General features: G+C 49.5%; 29 protein-coding genes. 9 read left to right on the plus strand and 20 right to left on the minus strand.

The window, feature by feature from the left end:
* Window positions 1-17: 17 nt before the first annotated feature.
* The 20 genes from ACAM29_RS20615 to ACAM29_RS20710 all read right to left on the minus strand — a co-directional run bounded on the left by ACAM29_RS20615 (window position 18) and on the right by ACAM29_RS20710 (window position 10,559).
* Window positions 18-1,298 (minus strand): tyrosine-type recombinase/integrase, encoded by a 1,281-nt coding sequence (locus ACAM29_RS20615; protein ID WP_369625460.1) that lies wholly within the window; start codon window positions 1,296-1,298, stop codon window positions 18-20.
* A 2-nt stretch (window positions 1,299-1,300) separates the two neighbouring features.
* Window positions 1,301-2,128: a hypothetical protein gene (locus ACAM29_RS20620; RefSeq protein WP_369625461.1), complete on the minus strand. Its 828-nt coding sequence runs from the start codon at window positions 2,126-2,128 to the stop codon at window positions 1,301-1,303.
* A 463-nt stretch (window positions 2,129-2,591) separates the two neighbouring features.
* The gene (locus ACAM29_RS20625) at window positions 2,592-3,074 is read right to left on the minus strand and encodes a hypothetical protein (RefSeq protein WP_369625462.1); all 483 of its coding nucleotides are present in this window, start codon (window positions 3,072-3,074) and stop codon (window positions 2,592-2,594) included.
* A 21-nt stretch (window positions 3,075-3,095) separates the two neighbouring features.
* On the minus strand, window positions 3,096-3,320 hold the full coding sequence (locus tag ACAM29_RS20630) for a hypothetical protein (protein WP_369625463.1): 225 nt from the start codon (window positions 3,318-3,320) through the stop codon (window positions 3,096-3,098).
* A 62-nt stretch (window positions 3,321-3,382) separates the two neighbouring features.
* The gene (locus tag ACAM29_RS20635) at window positions 3,383-3,646 is read right to left on the minus strand and encodes a hypothetical protein (RefSeq protein ID WP_369625464.1); all 264 of its coding nucleotides are present in this window, start codon (window positions 3,644-3,646) and stop codon (window positions 3,383-3,385) included.
* Between the two features lie 277 nt (window positions 3,647-3,923).
* Window positions 3,924-4,073, minus strand: a complete 150-nt coding sequence (locus ACAM29_RS20640) for a hypothetical protein (RefSeq protein WP_369625372.1) — start codon at window positions 4,071-4,073, stop codon at window positions 3,924-3,926.
* An 18-nt stretch (window positions 4,074-4,091) separates the two neighbouring features.
* Window positions 4,092-4,442 (minus strand): hypothetical protein, encoded by a 351-nt coding sequence (locus tag ACAM29_RS20645; RefSeq protein WP_369625465.1) that lies wholly within the window; start codon window positions 4,440-4,442, stop codon window positions 4,092-4,094.
* A gap of 21 nt (window positions 4,443-4,463) precedes the next feature.
* Window positions 4,464-4,973, minus strand: a complete 510-nt coding sequence (locus ACAM29_RS20650; RefSeq protein WP_369625466.1) for a hypothetical protein — start codon at window positions 4,971-4,973, stop codon at window positions 4,464-4,466.
* A 17-nt stretch (window positions 4,974-4,990) separates the two neighbouring features.
* On the minus strand, window positions 4,991-5,377 hold the full coding sequence (locus ACAM29_RS20655; RefSeq protein ID WP_369625467.1) for a type II toxin-antitoxin system VapC family toxin: 387 nt from the start codon (window positions 5,375-5,377) through the stop codon (window positions 4,991-4,993).
* A complete protein-coding gene (locus ACAM29_RS20660) occupies window positions 5,374-5,607 on the minus strand; it encodes a type II toxin-antitoxin system Phd/YefM family antitoxin (protein WP_369625468.1) in 234 nt (77 codons plus the stop codon). The genes ACAM29_RS20655 and ACAM29_RS20660 overlap by 4 nt, the downstream gene beginning before the upstream one ends.
* 447 nt (window positions 5,608-6,054) lie before the next feature.
* The gene (locus ACAM29_RS20665) at window positions 6,055-6,369 is read right to left on the minus strand and encodes a hypothetical protein (RefSeq protein WP_369625469.1); all 315 of its coding nucleotides are present in this window, start codon (window positions 6,367-6,369) and stop codon (window positions 6,055-6,057) included.
* 214 nt (window positions 6,370-6,583) lie between these two features.
* Window positions 6,584-6,967 (minus strand): hypothetical protein, encoded by a 384-nt coding sequence (locus tag ACAM29_RS20670; protein ID WP_369625470.1) that lies wholly within the window; start codon window positions 6,965-6,967, stop codon window positions 6,584-6,586.
* Window positions 6,968-6,997: 30 nt separating this feature from the next.
* Window positions 6,998-7,174, minus strand: a complete 177-nt coding sequence (locus ACAM29_RS20675; RefSeq protein WP_369625471.1) for a hypothetical protein — start codon at window positions 7,172-7,174, stop codon at window positions 6,998-7,000.
* Window positions 7,175-7,194: 20 nt separating this feature from the next.
* Window positions 7,195-7,359, minus strand: a complete 165-nt coding sequence (locus ACAM29_RS20680) for a hypothetical protein (protein ID WP_369625472.1) — start codon at window positions 7,357-7,359, stop codon at window positions 7,195-7,197.
* Between the two features lie 341 nt (window positions 7,360-7,700).
* On the minus strand, window positions 7,701-8,030 hold the full coding sequence (locus ACAM29_RS20685) for a hypothetical protein (RefSeq protein WP_369625473.1): 330 nt from the start codon (window positions 8,028-8,030) through the stop codon (window positions 7,701-7,703).
* A gap of 20 nt (window positions 8,031-8,050) precedes the next feature.
* Window positions 8,051-8,572 carry a hypothetical protein gene (locus ACAM29_RS20690; protein ID WP_369625474.1) on the minus strand — a complete coding sequence of 174 codons (522 nt, stop codon included), beginning with the start codon at window positions 8,570-8,572 and terminating at the stop codon, window positions 8,051-8,053.
* Between the two features lie 4 nt (window positions 8,573-8,576).
* Window positions 8,577-8,897 (minus strand): hypothetical protein, encoded by a 321-nt coding sequence (locus ACAM29_RS20695; protein WP_369625475.1) that lies wholly within the window; start codon window positions 8,895-8,897, stop codon window positions 8,577-8,579.
* A gap of 21 nt (window positions 8,898-8,918) precedes the next feature.
* Entirely contained in the window at window positions 8,919-9,146 is a 228-nt protein-coding gene (locus tag ACAM29_RS20700; protein WP_369625476.1) for a hypothetical protein, read from the minus strand.
* A 145-nt stretch (window positions 9,147-9,291) separates the two neighbouring features.
* On the minus strand, window positions 9,292-9,594 hold the full coding sequence (locus ACAM29_RS20705; protein WP_369625477.1) for a hypothetical protein: 303 nt from the start codon (window positions 9,592-9,594) through the stop codon (window positions 9,292-9,294).
* A gap of 308 nt (window positions 9,595-9,902) precedes the next feature.
* Window positions 9,903-10,559, minus strand: a complete 657-nt coding sequence (locus tag ACAM29_RS20710) for a hypothetical protein (protein ID WP_369625478.1) — start codon at window positions 10,557-10,559, stop codon at window positions 9,903-9,905.
* 220 nt (window positions 10,560-10,779) lie between these two features.
* Here ACAM29_RS20710 and ACAM29_RS20715 point away from each other — a divergent pair, with 220 nt between their 5' ends.
* From ACAM29_RS20715 to ACAM29_RS20755, 9 genes are all read left to right on the plus strand, one after another.
* Window positions 10,780-11,292, plus strand: coding sequence for a DUF5710 domain-containing protein (locus ACAM29_RS20715; protein WP_369625479.1), 513 nt, complete (start codon window positions 10,780-10,782; stop codon window positions 11,290-11,292).
* Window positions 11,293-11,305: 13 nt separating this feature from the next.
* Window positions 11,306-12,316 carry a hypothetical protein gene (locus ACAM29_RS20720; RefSeq protein ID WP_369625480.1) on the plus strand — a complete coding sequence of 337 codons (1,011 nt, stop codon included), beginning with the start codon at window positions 11,306-11,308 and terminating at the stop codon, window positions 12,314-12,316.
* 117 nt (window positions 12,317-12,433) lie between these two features.
* Window positions 12,434-12,586, plus strand: a complete 153-nt coding sequence (locus tag ACAM29_RS20725) for a hypothetical protein (RefSeq protein WP_369625481.1) — start codon at window positions 12,434-12,436, stop codon at window positions 12,584-12,586.
* A 270-nt stretch (window positions 12,587-12,856) separates the two neighbouring features.
* The gene (locus ACAM29_RS20730; RefSeq protein ID WP_369625482.1) at window positions 12,857-13,327 is read left to right on the plus strand and encodes a hypothetical protein; all 471 of its coding nucleotides are present in this window, start codon (window positions 12,857-12,859) and stop codon (window positions 13,325-13,327) included.
* Window positions 13,328-13,589: 262 nt separating this feature from the next.
* Window positions 13,590-14,741, plus strand: a complete 1,152-nt coding sequence (locus ACAM29_RS20735) for a hypothetical protein (protein ID WP_369625483.1) — start codon at window positions 13,590-13,592, stop codon at window positions 14,739-14,741.
* Window positions 14,742-14,987: 246 nt separating this feature from the next.
* A complete protein-coding gene (locus tag ACAM29_RS20740) occupies window positions 14,988-16,010 on the plus strand; it encodes a hypothetical protein (RefSeq protein ID WP_369625484.1) in 1,023 nt (340 codons plus the stop codon).
* 151 nt (window positions 16,011-16,161) lie between these two features.
* On the plus strand, window positions 16,162-16,488 hold the full coding sequence (locus ACAM29_RS20745; protein WP_369625485.1) for a HigA family addiction module antitoxin: 327 nt from the start codon (window positions 16,162-16,164) through the stop codon (window positions 16,486-16,488).
* Window positions 16,485-16,727, plus strand: a complete 243-nt coding sequence (locus ACAM29_RS20750) for a hypothetical protein (protein WP_369625486.1) — start codon at window positions 16,485-16,487, stop codon at window positions 16,725-16,727. The genes ACAM29_RS20745 and ACAM29_RS20750 overlap by 4 nt, the downstream gene beginning before the upstream one ends.
* Complete coding sequence (locus tag ACAM29_RS20755; RefSeq protein WP_369625487.1) at window positions 16,720-17,532, plus strand: Fic/DOC family protein; 813 nt, start codon at window positions 16,720-16,722, stop codon at window positions 17,530-17,532. Before ACAM29_RS20750 ends, ACAM29_RS20755 begins: the two co-directional genes overlap by 8 nt.
* The last annotated feature ends 170 nt before the right edge of the window (window positions 17,533-17,702 follow it).

Raw genomic sequence — 17,702 nt, forward strand, 5'->3', positions numbered from 1 at the left:
AAATAAAGCAAGAGACTTCACGCTAACCTGTTCAATTTCTTCCCCGCCGCACTTTCATGCCGCTCTGTACGAGTGGTATGAAGGTATCGCGAGGTCGTATCGATGCTGTCATGACCGGCATCTGCCTGAACATGCGACAGAGGGCGGCCATTCAGATTTATGTCATGGCTGATCCCAGTATGCCGCAGACTGTGCGGCGTCATCACACGCATCTCTGCGGCATCAAGATCAAAACCATCTTGAGCGATCGCATCCGCCGCGCGCTCAAATAGCAAACGAAGGGTATCCCTGATCTGCCGGATGCCCAGGTTCGCATTCAGCAGTCCCTCATCGCGGCCGTGTGAGGTTTTCTTATGTCGGATGAACAGGGGCGTCTTTTCATCAGGTGAGGGAAGGGCGGACAGCCCCAGGTATGTCCGGTACCGCTTCAATGCGTCAAGCAACTCGTTGGATACCGCGACTGTTCGACGCTTGCCACCTTTTGAGCTTGGGATGAAGAACCCCCAGACGCCGGTTTTGGGGTCTCGCCTGAACTGCGACATGATCGGGCTATAACCGGGACGACCTGCCACCTCAGAGATGCGCAGGTAGCAACCGTACATCAGCGATACGATAAACAGCGTACGCTCATGGATGCTTGGATCCTCCTGTGCCATCTTTTCGGCTTCAGCCATGACATAGGACCACTGCAGTTCAGTGAAGGCCTTCAGGTGCTCATCATCCTCGCCTGATGCTGTGGCCTGGCTGGCGCCGCGGAACCGGCCTGATCGGAGGAGGGCAGCAGCTGGGTTCCGCTCCATGACCTCCTCGTCGATCAAGTATGTAAAAAAAGTCGACAGAACCGCCAGTTTGGACTTGAGAGCCGATTCTGTGATCTGATAGATCGTTTCCCCGTTATCCGCTTTACGGCCCTTAAACGGCCGCCAGGCTTCATTCGGTACACGCATGCCATTGTGATCTTTGAACTGGGGTACGTTAAAGGTGGCGATTAGTGCCCGGTCGGGCTCTTCACACCAGTCAATGTAGCGCGCCAAATGGCTGCGTTTCACATCAAAGACCGAGATCTCTTCGATCATAAAGCACCAGTGCAGGAACGTAGTGAGTTCACTGCGGTATGCCTTGAAGTTATTCAGCGTATGCCGGGCTGCGAACAGCCAGTCATACCCATGTTCGTAGATCAGGCTGGCGTCAGGAACGCGAGTGGTGCTGATTTGCGTGATATATTCGCTGACCGCAGTGCAGGGTGCATCCATACGCTCTGGGGAGTCATATAACGGGAAAGCAGGGGGCGTCACCACGGTCATTTCTCCAGCTCAAACATCAGGTTCAATATGTCATGGCCGGCCAGGGTGAGCATCACATGCTGAAGCTCAGTAGGACGCCCAGAAATACCGCCATGCTCAAAGATAACACTACCCTGAGCGCGAAGGCGCTGAAGGGCCATACTTGCTCCTGCACGGGTAGTACCAAGCCCATTTGAGAGGTGCCGGATGTTGTAGGTCCCCGCATTCAGCATGAGCAAATACGCAACACTTGATAGCATCAGAGATGGATGATGTTGCTTGCACTCGATATAGAAAGCGGGGGCGTCGAATGCGGGGGCGTCTGGATGTATGGCGGCACGGATGGAATCCCATTCTGCCAGTAATTGATCGGCTTTTGCGGTCAAGAAATAGGTGCTCAGCACAAAAGATTCACGGCGGATAAAGCCGTTTACGGCCAGGCGCTGCAATTGACCCTCGAGATTGCGTTTAGCAGTGTCCAGCTCCTCGGCGATCGCATCCGCCGTGAAGGGTTGGCAGGCCTTGGTCGCACCAAGGAATCCCAACGTGCTGACCCGGATCTGTCCATAGCGTTCAGACAGCTGCATCAGGCTGGCGCATGCTGCGGTAAACTCTTGGGGCAGCTCTGACGGGTGAACACTACGCAATTGATCGTGTACTTGGCCCCAATCGGACTGCAGAATCTGATCACGTACATGGATAGCGCGATCCCAAGCGCTTTGGCGATCACTGTTTCGTATTGGGATATAGCGATACGTTTTCTTGCCTTTGGCGCTGGGGTTCGGCACAAAGAGCTCAAGCCAGTGTTCACGTTCTCGAATATATAGTGAATCCTGTGTTGGCATACATGCTCCTGGGGCCGACATAGTCACATGTCTGGGCTAAGACATTGAATGCAGCATGAGCTGCGCCGTAGGCTACCAAGATAGTGTAACACTGTTGCGCCGACATTTCAGATTATCGGCACCATTAGTGATTATGTTCCTGCTTTTTCAACTTGCTTACACCGTTCGGTACGCCAGCAATGAGACCTATCGTTACACATGTAGTAATCACGAGAGCTACCAGAAAAGCCTTGAAACCCCAAATAAGAGCCAACAAAAAAGCCAATAAAACTCCAACTGATAAAACATGGTCAAAAATAGCGCTTGTTGCGTTACCAACAATTACCCAGGGTTTTTTGCCCAACCGGTATCCAATCTTACTTGATACAATAAATGACACTATTAGGCTTATCAGGGATAGGCAAAAAATAATGATCTGGTAGTTATCGAAAGAATTTGTCATATATTTTACCTTGCTGTGGTTTTAGTTGCTGACCGCCGGACCTGTTTCATTTAACAGACCTCTCTGTATCAAAAACTGGATCACTTCTTCCAGCGCTGAGGTATTCTTCAGATGGTTCATTAGCTCCTGGTTGTTGCGATCAATTTCCGAGGGATCTGATACGCAACCTGAAGCGACTATCCAGTTGTAGTCGTTGGCAACGAACATACGACAGAGCAATTCAGGGATTCTGTAGCAAGCGGCCATAAATTCCACACAATCATCACCATCGAATACCGGCAATCCCGACTCGCCGCGCTTTACCATCTTCGGGAAATTAGCCCTATCCTGTACTACGGTGCTGCCGGAAAAGTTACCTTTCGTCACATCAATTAGATGCAGATAACGATCATGGGCCTCGTTAAGCAGGCTTTCCAGTTCGTCGGGCATATCATCAAACAGCTCGTTCAGATGAATTGAAAATTCAGATTTAGCAAATCTTTTTACTATCTTGCCTGCATCCATCACGTTCGCACCTTTTCCGTGTTATTCAATAAGTAGATTTTCCGTCGCCTGAATTTCCAGTTCTTTAAACTGCTCTGGACTCAATGTTCGTTCGGCAGCAGCCATAAATGCATGTGCAAAATCTGTACACGGATAATCTAATCCGACTGAGATCGTTACGGCGTCTGTTGCAACCATGAGAGCAGCGGCCAGGAAACTGGGTAGTAATGCCAGCACCATACCCCTGGTAATTGTTGTTGCGACCATGCTGCGTTCTCCCTTTCCGTAGTTTCAGTGGCAAACAGTTGCTGATGCGATGCTGCCTTCCGTTAATCAGAATGTTCAGTAAAGGTTCGTTCCAGCCATTCGGAATCTGCTGTAGCAACTGTTTTTTGCCCATCGCCAATCATGATCGCATTGACTATTTTTTTAGCCCACTCTTCGTTTGCCGCTATCTTCGCATGGGCCACCGCAAGCGCTTTTTTACCTTCGGCCTTGTTCTTCCCTGGAACCATCATCATTGCAGCGTCTGCTTGGGCTTTAAGCCCTTCAAGAGCTGCGTAAGCGCCGTCAGGAAGTTTCTGTCTTGACATATCGATCTTCTCTCTCTTTCCGTGATTTAGGATTCACTATAAACCCTGATAGGTTTACCCATATACGGGGCAGCTTGCTTTAACTCCTTTACGATCACCTCTAGGCTATGGCAATCAATGCCCGAGAGAGTCAATTCCCACCGTTTAAACAATGCGTATTCGCCGTCTCTACGGCCAATAGATCAGACACATACTCTTCCCGGCCTCGGGAAATTGCAGCCGTAACCCGTCGCTCTAATGCTCGCTTAGTACAGAACATTTAAAATTCCCTTTCCGTTTAAAGTTGGCCCTGGAGACCGTTATGCTTCAGGCCCGCCTCAAACTGCAGCAGAGCCCTTCGCAGCTTTGAGCGGTCCAGATCCTGGCCACGCTGGGAAACAGACCGGCGATACCCTTGGACAAACCGCTTTGCAGTTGAATATTTCATGGACACTCCTTTCCGTGGTTAGTTACCAACCGGCTCAGCCGGCGCTATAAAGGTGAGCCCTGACCATTTGCTGATGCCGATAGAGCACAGCAAAAGAGGTGCGGCTGCAAGTAGGTAGACCTCAGCCACATCGCCGGATACTGCGAAGTAAGCAACCGTTGCGCTCCATACTCCGAGAAGCACAGCATCCTTTACCTTCAGCTTTCTCATCATAATGACCGGCGTAAGAAACCCCGCCAAAAACGCGGAATTACCGACTGCGGCTAATACCAGCAGCTCCGCCAGAAGCCCAAATGGTCCAGTAATAAGCCCTGAAATAATGAGTAGTGGGTATGTGTGCCGAAGCCCCTGTTTGACCGCCTGAATCATCTGTTGCTCCTTTCCGTTCTGTTATGATTCGCTGTAAATTTTGAATGGCTTACCTTGAAAGTCAGGTGCTTTTTTCAACTCCTGCACAACCAAGTCGAGAGATTCATAGTTGGCACCCGTAATGGTCATCTCCCAGCGCTTGAACATGCTGTATTCGCCTTCTCTGCTTCCTATCAGGGCAGGATAAACACTGGAAGAGTCGTAAAATCGAAGACTGAACGCGCAATCTGAGTCGTTAATCACCCTGTTGCTTTTAACGTAGGCCAAAAGGTGCATCAACAGGTCAACGCAGACCACATCAGGAACGGCGTCCATCTCTACATACGCATAGGTGGTTCCGTCCTCAGGATAATCATCCCAGACATTGACGCTCCACTTGTTCACCTTCCTCAAGTCGAAAGTTGATTCCAACTCAACCTGCTTTTCCTGAAGCCGCTTATGCCAAGCCTGAAGATCGGAGATATAGCTGTTACGGCCTTCTACCAGTGCTGAAGCAGCTTGGCGCTCTGCTGCTTTGGTGGTGGTTAGCATATACTCACCCCTTTCCGTTATTTTTTAGCTGCCATTGTACGCACTGGATACTGCGTTATGGCGGCGTCGTGTGTAACAATCACAAGCCCCTCAGATTGAGCTTGCGCAACCAACATACGATCAAACGGATCTTTGTGTAGATCCGGAAGAAGACCTGCTTGATCGCCGTGATAAAGCGATATCGAGAGCGGAATAAACCCCTCCTCCTCAATAATCGAACTCATATCTTCTGGGGCTTCCAACTTGCCCAGCGCTCGCTTAATTGAAATCTCCCATATTGAAGCTGCGCTGACATACACCTGATTTCGTGGATCAGCAATCGCCTCTTTGGCCTTATCCCCCAAGTCAGCATCGTCTGACAGCCACCATAGGAGCGCATGGATATCGAGTAACAGGCGCTTCACACATCACCCTCAAATGCAGAGATAATCTCGACCAGGGGCTGATCGAAGTCCTCAGAAACTACAATCTGGCCTTTCAGGCGGCCAGGTTTTCGTACAACCCCCCTCTCTCTATGCGGCACAAGATCCAGATACGGCTTGCCTGCTTTTGCGATCACCACTGCTTCACCCTCCCAGGCTTTCTCTCCGAGCTTCGAAAGCTGGGACTTGGCTTCGTGCATATTCACTTGCATTGCGCATACCTAACTTAGCTAGACTTAGCTATATTTTAGGCCATTTAAAAAATTATTCAAGTTGCTTAGCGCGGCACAATATTGGCTGAGTGTTCACAGATGCACCGTATGAGATCCCAACGGTGCCAGATGCCACTGACAGTGCTACCGCCAAAAGACAGGGCGCAATTGCCAGTGCCATGCCTCTGATGATAATTGTCGAGACCATGCCACCCCTCTTTCCGTGATTTCACGATACCGATTTAATCGTTAAGCAAATCTTCATCGAACCAGATATCAAGGTGTTTCATTTGTGAACATCCCCTTTCCGCTGTTTTGGTCGTGGCGCCTTCTCCCTAGCCCAAAGAAGAGAAAAAGCAAGGAAAGCAAACATCACCATCATAATTCCGAGTTCGAACACGTCGAGATTCCAAGGCATATCACATCCTTTCCGTTCTAGTATTAGTGTCACTTACGCCAAGGTGCTGAAACAGGTTTTTCCAGCAACTCGCAAACGCCTGGTTTACATCGAATCAGGATAACCACGACAGCAAACGCCAGTCCGAGCATTGATAATAAAGCGCCTTCGAACAAGCCGTATTTGCTGTGGCCCTCGTGAAAACCGAGGACCGAAACCAGCAGACCAATGGAGATTAATACAGTCGTTTTCATAAAACCCTTTCCGTTTAAGTTATTGAGTAACGGTAATCGGAGTAACCTTCGAGGCATAAAGCTCGGCGTCAATGCTTTCAGCACGGCGCTGAACTGCTTCAAGAACTTCATCAAGTGTCTTGAGCTGTCCACTCTCGATTGCTCTCTGAATGTCTATGCACTCATACATGCGACCGCGTTGCTCAGCGTCTGATAAGGGCGCCAGTGGTTCCAACAATAAAAGTTTCGCTCATGCTCAATTCTTTCCGTGGTTTCGTTTTCACTTCCGCAGAGCCCGACCCGCAGAGCCTGGGGAAGTGGGCCGGGCTATCCGGCCAAATTTAAACTACTGCTCCTTGGTTGCTGGTACTTTCGTCACCAGGCTGCCAGTAATGAGACCCGCCCCATACGCCACCATCGGCGATATAAACAAGATAGCGAGAATTCCAACCGTTTTGCCGAAACCTGTCCAAAAATCTGGCTCAGCGGTTCCTGGCAACACGAAAAGGGTCTTAGCAAACACCGCAACCAGGGCGGCAAAAATACCCAATCCGCCGATGCTTTGTGTAATCGGCATCATAGTCGCCGCCAAATCATCCAACCACTCGGTTTCAGCGCCAGTTTTAAGATTTCGACCAGTGAAAAACCCAATGGCCAAATAAAACATCAAAATAATCGCTAAAAGCATGGCCCCCACAGCCAAGGCTTGGTCCAAATCAATTTCGCTCATTAGAATCCCATCCTTTCCGTGGTTTCTAAATTACCCTTTGGCTTTAAGGTGAAGCTCTCTCATCAGACCAAAAGCAGCCATCGTAATTTGGCCGACGACAAATGCGAATTCAGGCTCTTCCGGCTGAAAAGCAATAAGGTATACAACCCCCAAAATTAAGCTGCCGGTCCAAATAAAGATCATAGCTTTAGAGTCTTTCCAAGGCATTCCGCACCCTTTCCGTTGTTTCAAAGTATGGTGATGCCCGTGAAACTTGCTGCCGATACAAAGCCTGAGAAAACGGTCAATGCCGCGTTGAGAACGGCGCGTTGAGACTCACCCTTTCGCCAGTCTGAAACCCCGCAAATCAGGCACAAAATTGCTGCAAAAGCACAAATAATCCCAGTAAACACCCTCTCCCTCCTTTCCGTTGTTTAATGATGCTTCTCTCTATAGTCAGCAACCACATGCAAGCTTTGAATTAGAAATGCCGACAAAGGGAGCGCATAGATTGAAAGAAATATAGGCCTGTAAGAAGGGGTTGCAGGTTGCCAAATCCCCATTTCAACAGGAATCCCTAGCACAAGACCCAGCAAGACCAGAAAAGCGCCACTGTAAGCGAGGCTATATGCAAGCTTGATGTGAATATAAAGCAGGTCGTCCCCTGTCCAGGGACGGAACCTCCGGTGGATCAGTACCCATCGGGCAATGTTATCGTGCAATCTCATTTCTGTTCACCCTTTCCGTGGTTTCGTTACTGTCCACCTCGATCCAAGCAGGCCCGTAACGAGTGGTCATCCTCCCGCACACCCACATATTCGATCATTCTCAAGAGAACAGCTCGCGCAAAATCAGGCGCATTAGCTTTGGCATCCTCAATGGAGGTGTAATCAGTAGGATCTGCAAAGTCCAGATAGGTTAGCTGGTAGGTTCTGCCATCATCATTCAGGCAGACCATCATTTCCTTCCCCGCAAACAAAGCGGTTTCCAGGCCGCCTGACCCGATCCAGTGAAACTGGCGGCGTAGAGTAGGATGCACTTCGCTCTCAAAGGTTCTTGCCGGATCTATTCCTCGGTATGCCATTTCCTTCCCTTCCCTTTCCGTTATTTATTAAGCTGTGCAATTCGAGATTCCTTCGCCTCTGAGAAGGCCAACCATTCTTGCTGTTCGTTATGAACTACTGGCGAATACTCGAAACCAAAAAGGTGATCCACACTACCGTAGATATGCTCTACAGCCTCAATCGATTCGGCCTCCAGAATCATTGGAATGAAGCTACATGGCTGAATTGTGTTTCTCATTGCCAGCGCCGCTGGCTGATGACTGAAATCGGGAATTGAAGAATCGTCTTCAGTAAGCTGAGACTCACTGGCACAAAGCTCCACCGCTTCGTAATCCAGTTTCGTCACATGGGTTTTGGTACCGCAGCAGTTACACACATCAAAGGTGACGTTCAAGCCTGAAAATGCGCCAGTGACCTCACCTTGCATGCCAGAGCTAACCGCATTGCCTCCGTTTGTTTCGATCTGCCGGGTGGCCTTTACTTGATGACCAACCCAATCTGCGGCCCGTTTCATGCCGTTGTATTTGCCGTGGCCCTTGCCCTTGGCGTGAGTGTAGTTCATAAGCTCACCCCTGGCTTTTCCGTGGCTTCGTTGTCACTAATGTACTGCGGTCCGAAGCCGTGTCTCCCGGCCCAAGAGGGTGTAAACCTTTGTGACTCAATGATTTGCGCATTGATCGATCAAACTCATCTGCAGTCATTCCACGACAAACGCCGGATGTCCCTGTGCATTTGTCTATGAATTCGTCGTTATCAAGGTCCGCCGGTTCGTAGCCGTAAACTTCCACGCTATGCTCCGCAACCTTTTGCTGAACTTCACAAAACTCACTACTGAGGCGAGCCATCTTTTTCAGCGCTGCGGTTAGTTCCCTTTTTGACATTGCCATGTAGCCATCCTTTCCGTGAACTTAAGCGCTTGGGTATTTCCGCTTAACTAGGATGCCGACCACTACGAGCAAGACCGCTACAAGAAGATTGCCAAACAAGCCGGCCAGGCTCAAAAATTCAGTGCCAAAGAGGGTAACTGAGATTAGGTGTCCACCGGCAATGACGAATAAGATCGCCAGTAGCGCTTTTGGCCAGGGGCCTGCGTATGTGTGGCGTATCTCTGCTAGAGTATTCTTACGCTTATCCATTATCTGTACCTTTGCCATTAATTATCTAAACCGCGCCCTTGATCAGCAGGCATTGGCAGACGTTCGATACACGCAGTGCTACCGCCAAAAAACAGGGCGCAATTGCTGATGATAATTATCGAGACCATGCTACCCCTCTTTCCGTTTATGCGCAGCTATCAATATGGTTTAACAGTCCCAGGACAGCTTGAGCATGCTCTGGGTCCTTCGGATTGCAATCTGATGGCACTGGCATCCAACTATCCATGTCCTGGGTGCGGAAATACTGGCCGTGCATCCTGCTGGTGACGAAACCGATGTGCTGGCCATTCAGGACGGCCTTTCGCCAAGTTTTGTTCCCTTCTATAGGTTGAATTTCAACTGCCCGTACCCGGGTTAGATCTGGGCCATCGAGCGGTGCCGGCTCAACATAATCATTACGCCCAAGAAACAGGTGATTGCCTCTCATGACTGCCCTCCCCTTTCCGTCAAGTCTCTTCACTTGGTATATTTATAGCGCCATAGCACTACATATGCAAGCAATAATAGCGCCATGGCACTATTTTTTTCTAGGAAGTCCCACGAACGCACAGTCGTGCCAGCGCTTCCGCTTACCCGTTCTGTTTGTGACCAGCTCACTGATGTAGTCTTTGCTGGTACCCCAATACTCGGCCACAGCCACTTGAGTCCACCCCTTCTCTTTCAGGATGCCCTTGATCTGATCAGGGGTCAGAAGGTCTCCGAAAATGTCTCGTGTTTGTTCGCACCGCTCAGTCATCAAAATGCACTCGCAGCAATTTTGCCCATATCAACCGGATCGCTGTCGAGCATCCGGCGTGTCGTTTTTAAATTCTGGTTGCCAAGTAGCGCGTGAATATGAGGAATGTCGTACCCCTGGCGCCTGAGCGTAACCGCAAAGGTGCGCCGTCCGCTCTCGGCTGTTGCACCCTCTATACCCGCACTGGCAAACAGTGAACTGTAATGGCGCGACAAAGAAGAGCAGGTATATCGAACCTGACCCACTTTGTCTTTCCTGGCGGTCAGGTGGAAAGACTCCCCGCGCCGGTTGAGGAACACCGAAGAGTCCGGGTCCATCTGCCGGAATGCAGATGGGTTGGCTGTTAGGCCTTGATTGCGCTTAACGCGCTCTCTGAAGTAGCTATCAAGCAACCCGCATAATAACTTGCTGGACCAGTACCAGGGCCGGGCCAGTCCGTTAAAGGCGATTTCAGCAGGTACTTGAGATTCCTTCAGGTAGCCTCCATCGGGGCTCAGAACATGGCGAACTTTGAGTTGCGCGATTTCAGTAACCTTCATCGGGGACCCAAACAAGATGCCCAGCAGTGCTAAATCTCTGGCGGGCATTTCACTACAGACCTCAGTCACTTTGAAGAGATGTTTTCTGTCGTGTGGTTCAACGACAACAGCAGGCATATATCAACCACCCTATATCATCAAATATCCAATAAATGATGGCATGATGACGCAGGTAGTGCAAATAAGTGAAGAATAGGCGCTGGCAGGCCTGTCAGCTAGGCCTTTCACGGAAAGTTGTTGGACGGTGTTGCGAGTAGATTATGTCAGACACAACATGTGCTGGTGGTGCACATGGTACAATACAGTGGGTTTGATTAAACGAGGGAGGGTGCCGGCGATGGCGTCTGGTAAAACATATCTCAACGTCCCTTATTCGCAAAAGGCGTTGGCAAAAGAACTGGGATGTCGATGGTGTCCTGAAGAAAAGAAGTGGTTCTATACCTCAGACTGCACAATGCACGAAATTGCTAGTTGGATTCCTCAAAAGAAACCCATTGTTCATGTTCAGAAACAAGATCTAACCGAAGAAGAAATTGTCGCGGCATTCATTTCTTTAGAAAGCTCTGTTCAGCTCCCAACTGTACGTCATATTTACGAGGATGAGATACATAATCGGTTCAAGGATGCTTTTGAGATTATAAAGCACCTTGGGCCGAAGCCTATATTTACTAAGCGTGCATTTTGCCCGCAGTGTGACTCCGATATTTCAAATACTTGGACGATTGACGGCAGAATAGAATACTACCATCTATACGATCACACACAGCCATTCAGAATAAATAGTGCTGAGAAGCGCATGCTAGAGTCGTATCTGGACGAGCGACGAAAATATATTCTAAAGCAGAAATAGGCTGGGTTTAAAAATGGAATTGGTACTGAAGATAATTACGAAGCGTGATCTGAACAGTAACTGTCCCTATAGATTTCAAGTCACTCTAGAGCGAAGTCCTCAACACCCCTACGCAAAAGGCGTGTATAGATTCCTCTGGAGCCACGAACTATCGCTTTATGAACATTGTAAGCCCGATGAAACTTTTTTCATTGAAATGGATGAGGAATCAATCGATGCAGCTATAAGCTCGTTACAGAGCCGATTTCACCATCTACATGGCTACAGTCGCGATAATCCGCTGTTTTTGAAACACCTCATTCGAAAGAACAGCTATACAGCACGCAACCCGCGTTATTATGTAGACACAGATCAAAATGGGCGCTCGACAGCTTTGCTTATGCTGTTTCACCTCTATCAGCACAGATTAGCCTTAGGTGATGATGGTGGGTGGCACGTATATAGCTTTAGAGATCTCGCTCTTGGAAGACCAGGAATTTTATTATCGGACCTAGAAAAACATTCCTGTCCTACAGAAATTAAAGCTTTCCATGGCGATACGGCTGACTACCATGACGATATTGCTGAATTCCGCTTTCCATCTATTAGCTTCCTAGAAGGTATGTCTCACCGATTAAGCGATTTAAAAGGCGAGAGTGAGTTTCTTGAACTCTTCGCTCGGGATGGTGCTGGTGTTTACATTACATTCTCAGATGATAAGGCACTTTATGTAGGAATGTCTAAAAGACTATCCCAACGGTTAGGTAACACCAACACTCACCAAAAGCTTAAAGTTATTAAAGATAACCATCCAAACGCTCGTGTAGCATTTATTCTATACCCCGTCTGGAAGGTGGAACAGTTAGAGAATGCAATAACGAGTTGCGAGCATGCAGAGGGTTTGCTTACGCTTCGCAGGTATCTTTTTGGTCTAGAAAATGCAATGATCCGATTCTACAGTCCATTATATAATGGGATTTCAATAGAAGATTCGAGTTTAGTCACATCGTTTGAACAGCACTTAAAAATTGCTTCTAGTTGTTAAAACCACGATATGCACCACTCTCCAAAGGACGAAATTGAAAGGCACCATGATAAAGCCATTGAAATCGTCCAAGCCTTCCTAGAAGGAGGGTATGACACTGAAGCGCAGGACGAACAGATGCTGGATAAACTGCGTCAGATCCTGCCTGACCCGGTGTTTGAGCGATTCTTATTCTGGGGACCAGAAGGCCCCCAGGAGTCCAGGTACGAGACTATGACGGCTGAAGAAATCGTAGATGCGGCATTGGCATACCGCCCGATTGAGCTGTAGTCCTGGCGGATTAATGTCACCCCTACTGCACTTCCCGCGCTTTCATACTGGCGCCAGCACAACACGGAAAGTTACCAGGGCGGGAGCCAAACCTTACCAATCTGCACCACGGGCTTACCAGAAAAGGCATGATTGTGTACCAAGGGGCCGGATTTTTGCCAGGCCGGTACCGGTTTTTTTGACATGTGCTAATGGGCGTTATCCCGTTATGGTAAAATACCTCCATATAATCGAAAGAATCAATACATCAATACGAGCTTAGGAGTTCACATGAGAATAGCCAGAAAAATCCTTATTGCCGTATTCTTGGTACTTATCGGATCTCTACCGCTGAAAGCACACTATGAAGTTGATAAAGCTAGAGAACAGATTCTAGGTATAGTGAACTATGTAGAATCAAACAGCATACTGCGCGACGATGTTGATCCCAATGTTGCTGCGGCCTTTTTTGAAAAGTTAAAGCAGGACGATTGGGGGCAATACATGCCCGGATGGATGATTCTATACAGTGTATCAACCGAACAAATGAGACAAGAGATCATTACATCAGCTATGGAAAAACTGACGGGTTACGATCTCTATATTTTCCTCTCTGCCATCAACCAAAAAAACAGGTTGGGTGCAACAGTAGGAAAATCGTGCCTTGTAAAGCTGGAAGAACTTTATACCGGCTACGATTACCTTGTTAGAATTCGAGTTGTATTGGAAGTTGTATTCCCCTCACTGGGTCACTCTTGCTGACAACACTCACGGCAAATGGTCAGTGTTTTAGCACCGGCTATGCGATAACCTGCCGCAGTTTCCGATCTTTTCCGCTGATACCGTCTCATCACGGAAAGTTAGTCCGTGAGGTGTGGTATCATGAACGGAAGGGCGCGACTCACGTCCGTGGTGCTGCAATACCTAATTCCAACGAGTACACGCGAAGCCGAAGAGCACACATAGTCCAGTGCCCGGTGCAAGTAAGCAGCAATCTTGCCGTATATGGCCAGAAGGAGTGTGTATGCGCCTTGTAATTACTCAACCTGATCTACCTCGCCTGAAGCAGCTTTCGTATGCGATTGCTAAAGAACTCAACACCCGCTTAAAGGCTATGAAAGCATCGATCCATGATGATGAAGCCCTGTCAGAGCTAGGTGATGATGGAATCAGTTTCTCCGAGAACCCTGAGTTAAAAGCGTTACTGGAACAGGGCTTGAGTCGCCCAATCAGCGCTAACCAGGCCTTAATTTCAGAGTTCAAAGAGCTACTAACACAGCAACTCCCGAATAAAATCGGTTCTACCCGAGTACAGGTTGCCATAGCCAAAGCCATTGGCTACAGGGACTGGGGCGATTTGAATGCCAAAGCACAATACGGCCATGATCGTGCGGAAAGTGAATTTGAATCGCTTTATGGCGAGGCCAAGTTAGCCCAGTTTACGCAAGGTTTTTTGGAGGCTATGGATCTGCCTGTAGGGCTCATAGATGCGCTCACGTTCCGTCACTATGTTTTGGCGGCATTGGAGGAGATTCATTCCCCAGCGTCATTGCAGTTTTCAAGCACGCGGCACCTGCTGGTTTTCGGATCTACGCCTGAGCGGATTGCAACGGTCCTGAGCCGGCGCGTAGAATTCGCCCAAGCTTCCCGGCACAAAATCCTGGTTATTACAACGGACACCAACACTGCTGGCATGGATCAACTGGGCGTGAGCGGCACTGTTATCAACCATGCCGATGTTCAGAGCGACCTCGAATCTATGGCCGGCAATATCATTGTTGTCGCGCCGGTCTCAAAGATAGTGCCCACTTGTAAAATCGCGCTGCGCAGTCGGCTGAAGCCCATTGATGGGGATGAGATCCTTGCGAACCAACCAGAACATCTCCACATCGTTATTCCTGATCTGGTCGGCTGCATTAACGATCCGCTCTTTGCACAGATCATTGCACAAGCACGAGGTTTCAACTGCTCACTGAGCGTAGGGATTGGTAATGCAGGCCTCGCTGATATGCGCCCATTAATCCCCCTCCTCCGAAATAGCTTTGATGTAATTTGTTGTCCGGGCACACCAGATGAAGTTCGGCAAGAGCTGGGGGCTAATGCACAACCCAACGATACAACCCACAGTGTTGCTTTTATGCAGGGTGTAACACGATTAATTAAGCGCTTTTTATAGCGATCTCTTGTGGGCAACCACCATACAAAGGTGGTTGCCCAACACGGGTGTCGACAGTGGACTTGGGGGCATCCCCTGCCGCAGTTTCCGCGCTTTCATGCTGGAGCCAGCACAACACGGAAAGTTGTTCGATCTGGGCCGGTGTCTTTTCAACTCAAGGCTGCACGGGTATGCTTGACCTATGTTCGCAGCCAAGCTGCGCATTGACACCGACATTCACTATGTTTGGACTACAGGAGCCGTATCATGCCCCGGAAGCTTTTGGTGGCTGAAAAGCCAGCCTTCGCCCGCGATTTCTTTCACAGCCCAGCCTCTAAGGTAACAGAATGGGACGCTGTGTTTACGATGTCTCTGGGGTGGTGGCGATTCGCGCCAGATCACACGCGTACTTTTAGCGATATTCCCTTCACATCCCTACCGTCCCTGATGCATCGCTTCACTGATCTGAATTCTCGGGATCGGTATAGGCTATATGAACTGGATAGGGACATTAAGCCCTACCAAAACGACCTATACCCGACCCCAGAGGCGTTGATCGGCTACTTGCATTCTAAATGCATCGACGGGACTTACGATGAAGTGGTGATTCTCGTGGACCCCGATCATACAGGCGGATGGGGTGCCAGCCAGATCGTCACCGCTTTGGGGGTTTGTGGGGAAATGCCGGTACCAGTAACAGTGGTTAGGATTGTTTGCTTCACCGCGGAAGCGCTAAACAAGGCATTCTCCACACGTGCACCGTGGGCAAACTCACCAATCCAACAAGACATTAGCTACGCCAAAGTCAAAAGACTCTTCGACTACTGGTTCTTTACCAACAGCGCCTTGGTGTTCGGCGAATTACTGAAGCAACTGGAGCTGAACAACAGCAAAATACTCTCAAAGTACGAGCTCATGGCGACCTGTATCCTCGGACAGGCCCAGGTCGATGTGTCCTTCGGTGAGTTTGCAGATCGATTAGCGAAGTGGCCGGGGTCCGGCAAGTTCAGACCAGAACAGCGCATCGGTATAGGCTCGCCTATGTCCTTGAACTATATAATCAAGCAAATGCTGGATCGCGGTACCGCTCATCCGCTTAGTGAATCAACCATAGGGCTAACGCCCCGAGGGTCTGCACTGATTGACCTACTGCACCCGAAAACCTTTGATCCTGACTTACCATTCCGGTTGCATAAGTGGTGCAGCGAGAATGATCTGGAGGCAGCAGGGCGATACATTCGACAGTTGTTCGGCCGGCAGCTTCGCTACCAGCGCAGGCATATGGCATGACCTTCGGCCACCTCCTTTGCTATCCTCTGCCGCAGTTTCCGTAGTGTGATTTTAGCTGATCGTGGAACGCTAGTCTCCGCACGCCTGTGCTATAATGTTACCCATTAGGTACCAGTATGCGCACAGGAAATACGCTCTGAAGGTAAACACTATGTCTCGCAGTACATCCCGCAAACCTACCCACCCTGGTGCGGTGTTCAAGGCAGATATCCTAGTCCCTCTCGGGCTGAGCGTTACCTCTGCCGCGAAGGCTATGGGTGTATCGCGCAAACACTTATCGTTATTCGTCAACGGGCGGGCAAGCTGCGGCAAGGAGCTGGCACTACGCATCGCCACAGCCACAGGCACCTCAGCCATCAGCTGGCTATCTATGCAGAATCGGTATGATGTCTGGGAGATTGAGCACTCAGATGACTGTGACCTTAAATCAATTTGTCAGCTTAGCGAAATCGCAACCTTAGAGGGAATTTCAAAATGATGCCTGCCAGTTCGAGTGCAAAGTCTCGTATCCTCGCATTAGCGAGTCGCTCCGGGATAACCTTTCAACCAACATATGAAGATGCGTTAGCCGAGGTTATTACGCGGCTTTCCGACGATGATGTAGTTACTGATGACATCGAAGACTTGACTGTTGCTCTCAAGCGATCAGGTGTTATCACAGGCAATGAAATGGTAGACCTGCTGGGCCAGTATCTAACTGAGAAATACCATGTTTGATCCGTTTGGCGATTTTGATTCGAAGGGTTACCTGCGTAATACACGCAAGGATAAGGCTCCAGTTATTATCAAACACATGGAGCACAACTTGTTTCGAGCCAACTTGGCAGACGCTTTGACCTATCTGGCGGACCAGGACGTTATTGAGTACGGGCATTTCCTTGAGGTTCACCGCTTGCTGTTCGGCAACTACTATCCCTGGGCGGGTGAAGATAGACAGATGACCGCCCCGCATCTGCTGGTATCCAAGTCTGATACAACATTTTGTGAACCTCGCTCTATTCACTTGGCGATCGATCAAGGGTTGCGGCTGGCCCAGCGTGAACAGCGAATGGGTGATGTGCCAGGTGAAATAATGGGGCTTTTCGCTTATGGGCACCCATTCTTGGACGGCAACGGCCGAACTATGCTGCTTGTTCACATGGAGCTCGCCCATCGGGCTGGATTCTCCATAGACTGGCCTGCAACCAATAAGGACGACTACCTTCGTGCCCTCACTCTGGAGATCGAATCACCGGGACGCGGCATTTTAGATCGATACCTTTTGCCCTTTTGCGGACCCGTAATTGATCGCAACCAGTGGGCCGACAATGTGCTGGCTATGAAAGGACTGGACGGGCTCGATGATGAAAATCAGGTCGAGGGTGACCTGCGGGATGCATCTGTTGCCGAAAAGTATCGGCAATTCGATGAAGCTCGTAACTATTCCTATCGGCATGCCGTGCCTGGTGCACCTGATGCTGCTGACGATCTGGATTACACGGAGGAATACCGTGGAAAAGGCTCTGGACCATATCTGAGTTAAGGGTTCTTCTGCCGCAGTTTCCGAGGTGTCCAGCCGGCGCCGGCACAACACTGAAGGTTACCAGGGCGCGGGGAAACCTTACCAATTTGAACAGATTACTTACCAGAAAGGGCATGGTTCTTTACCAAGCGGGCGGTTGATTGTGCCAGATCGGTGGCAGCCTGAGATGG

Source organism: Marinobacterium sp. BA1 (assembly GCF_041155135.1).
Taxonomy (GTDB): Bacteria; Pseudomonadota; Gammaproteobacteria; order Pseudomonadales; family Balneatricaceae; genus Marinobacterium; species Marinobacterium iners.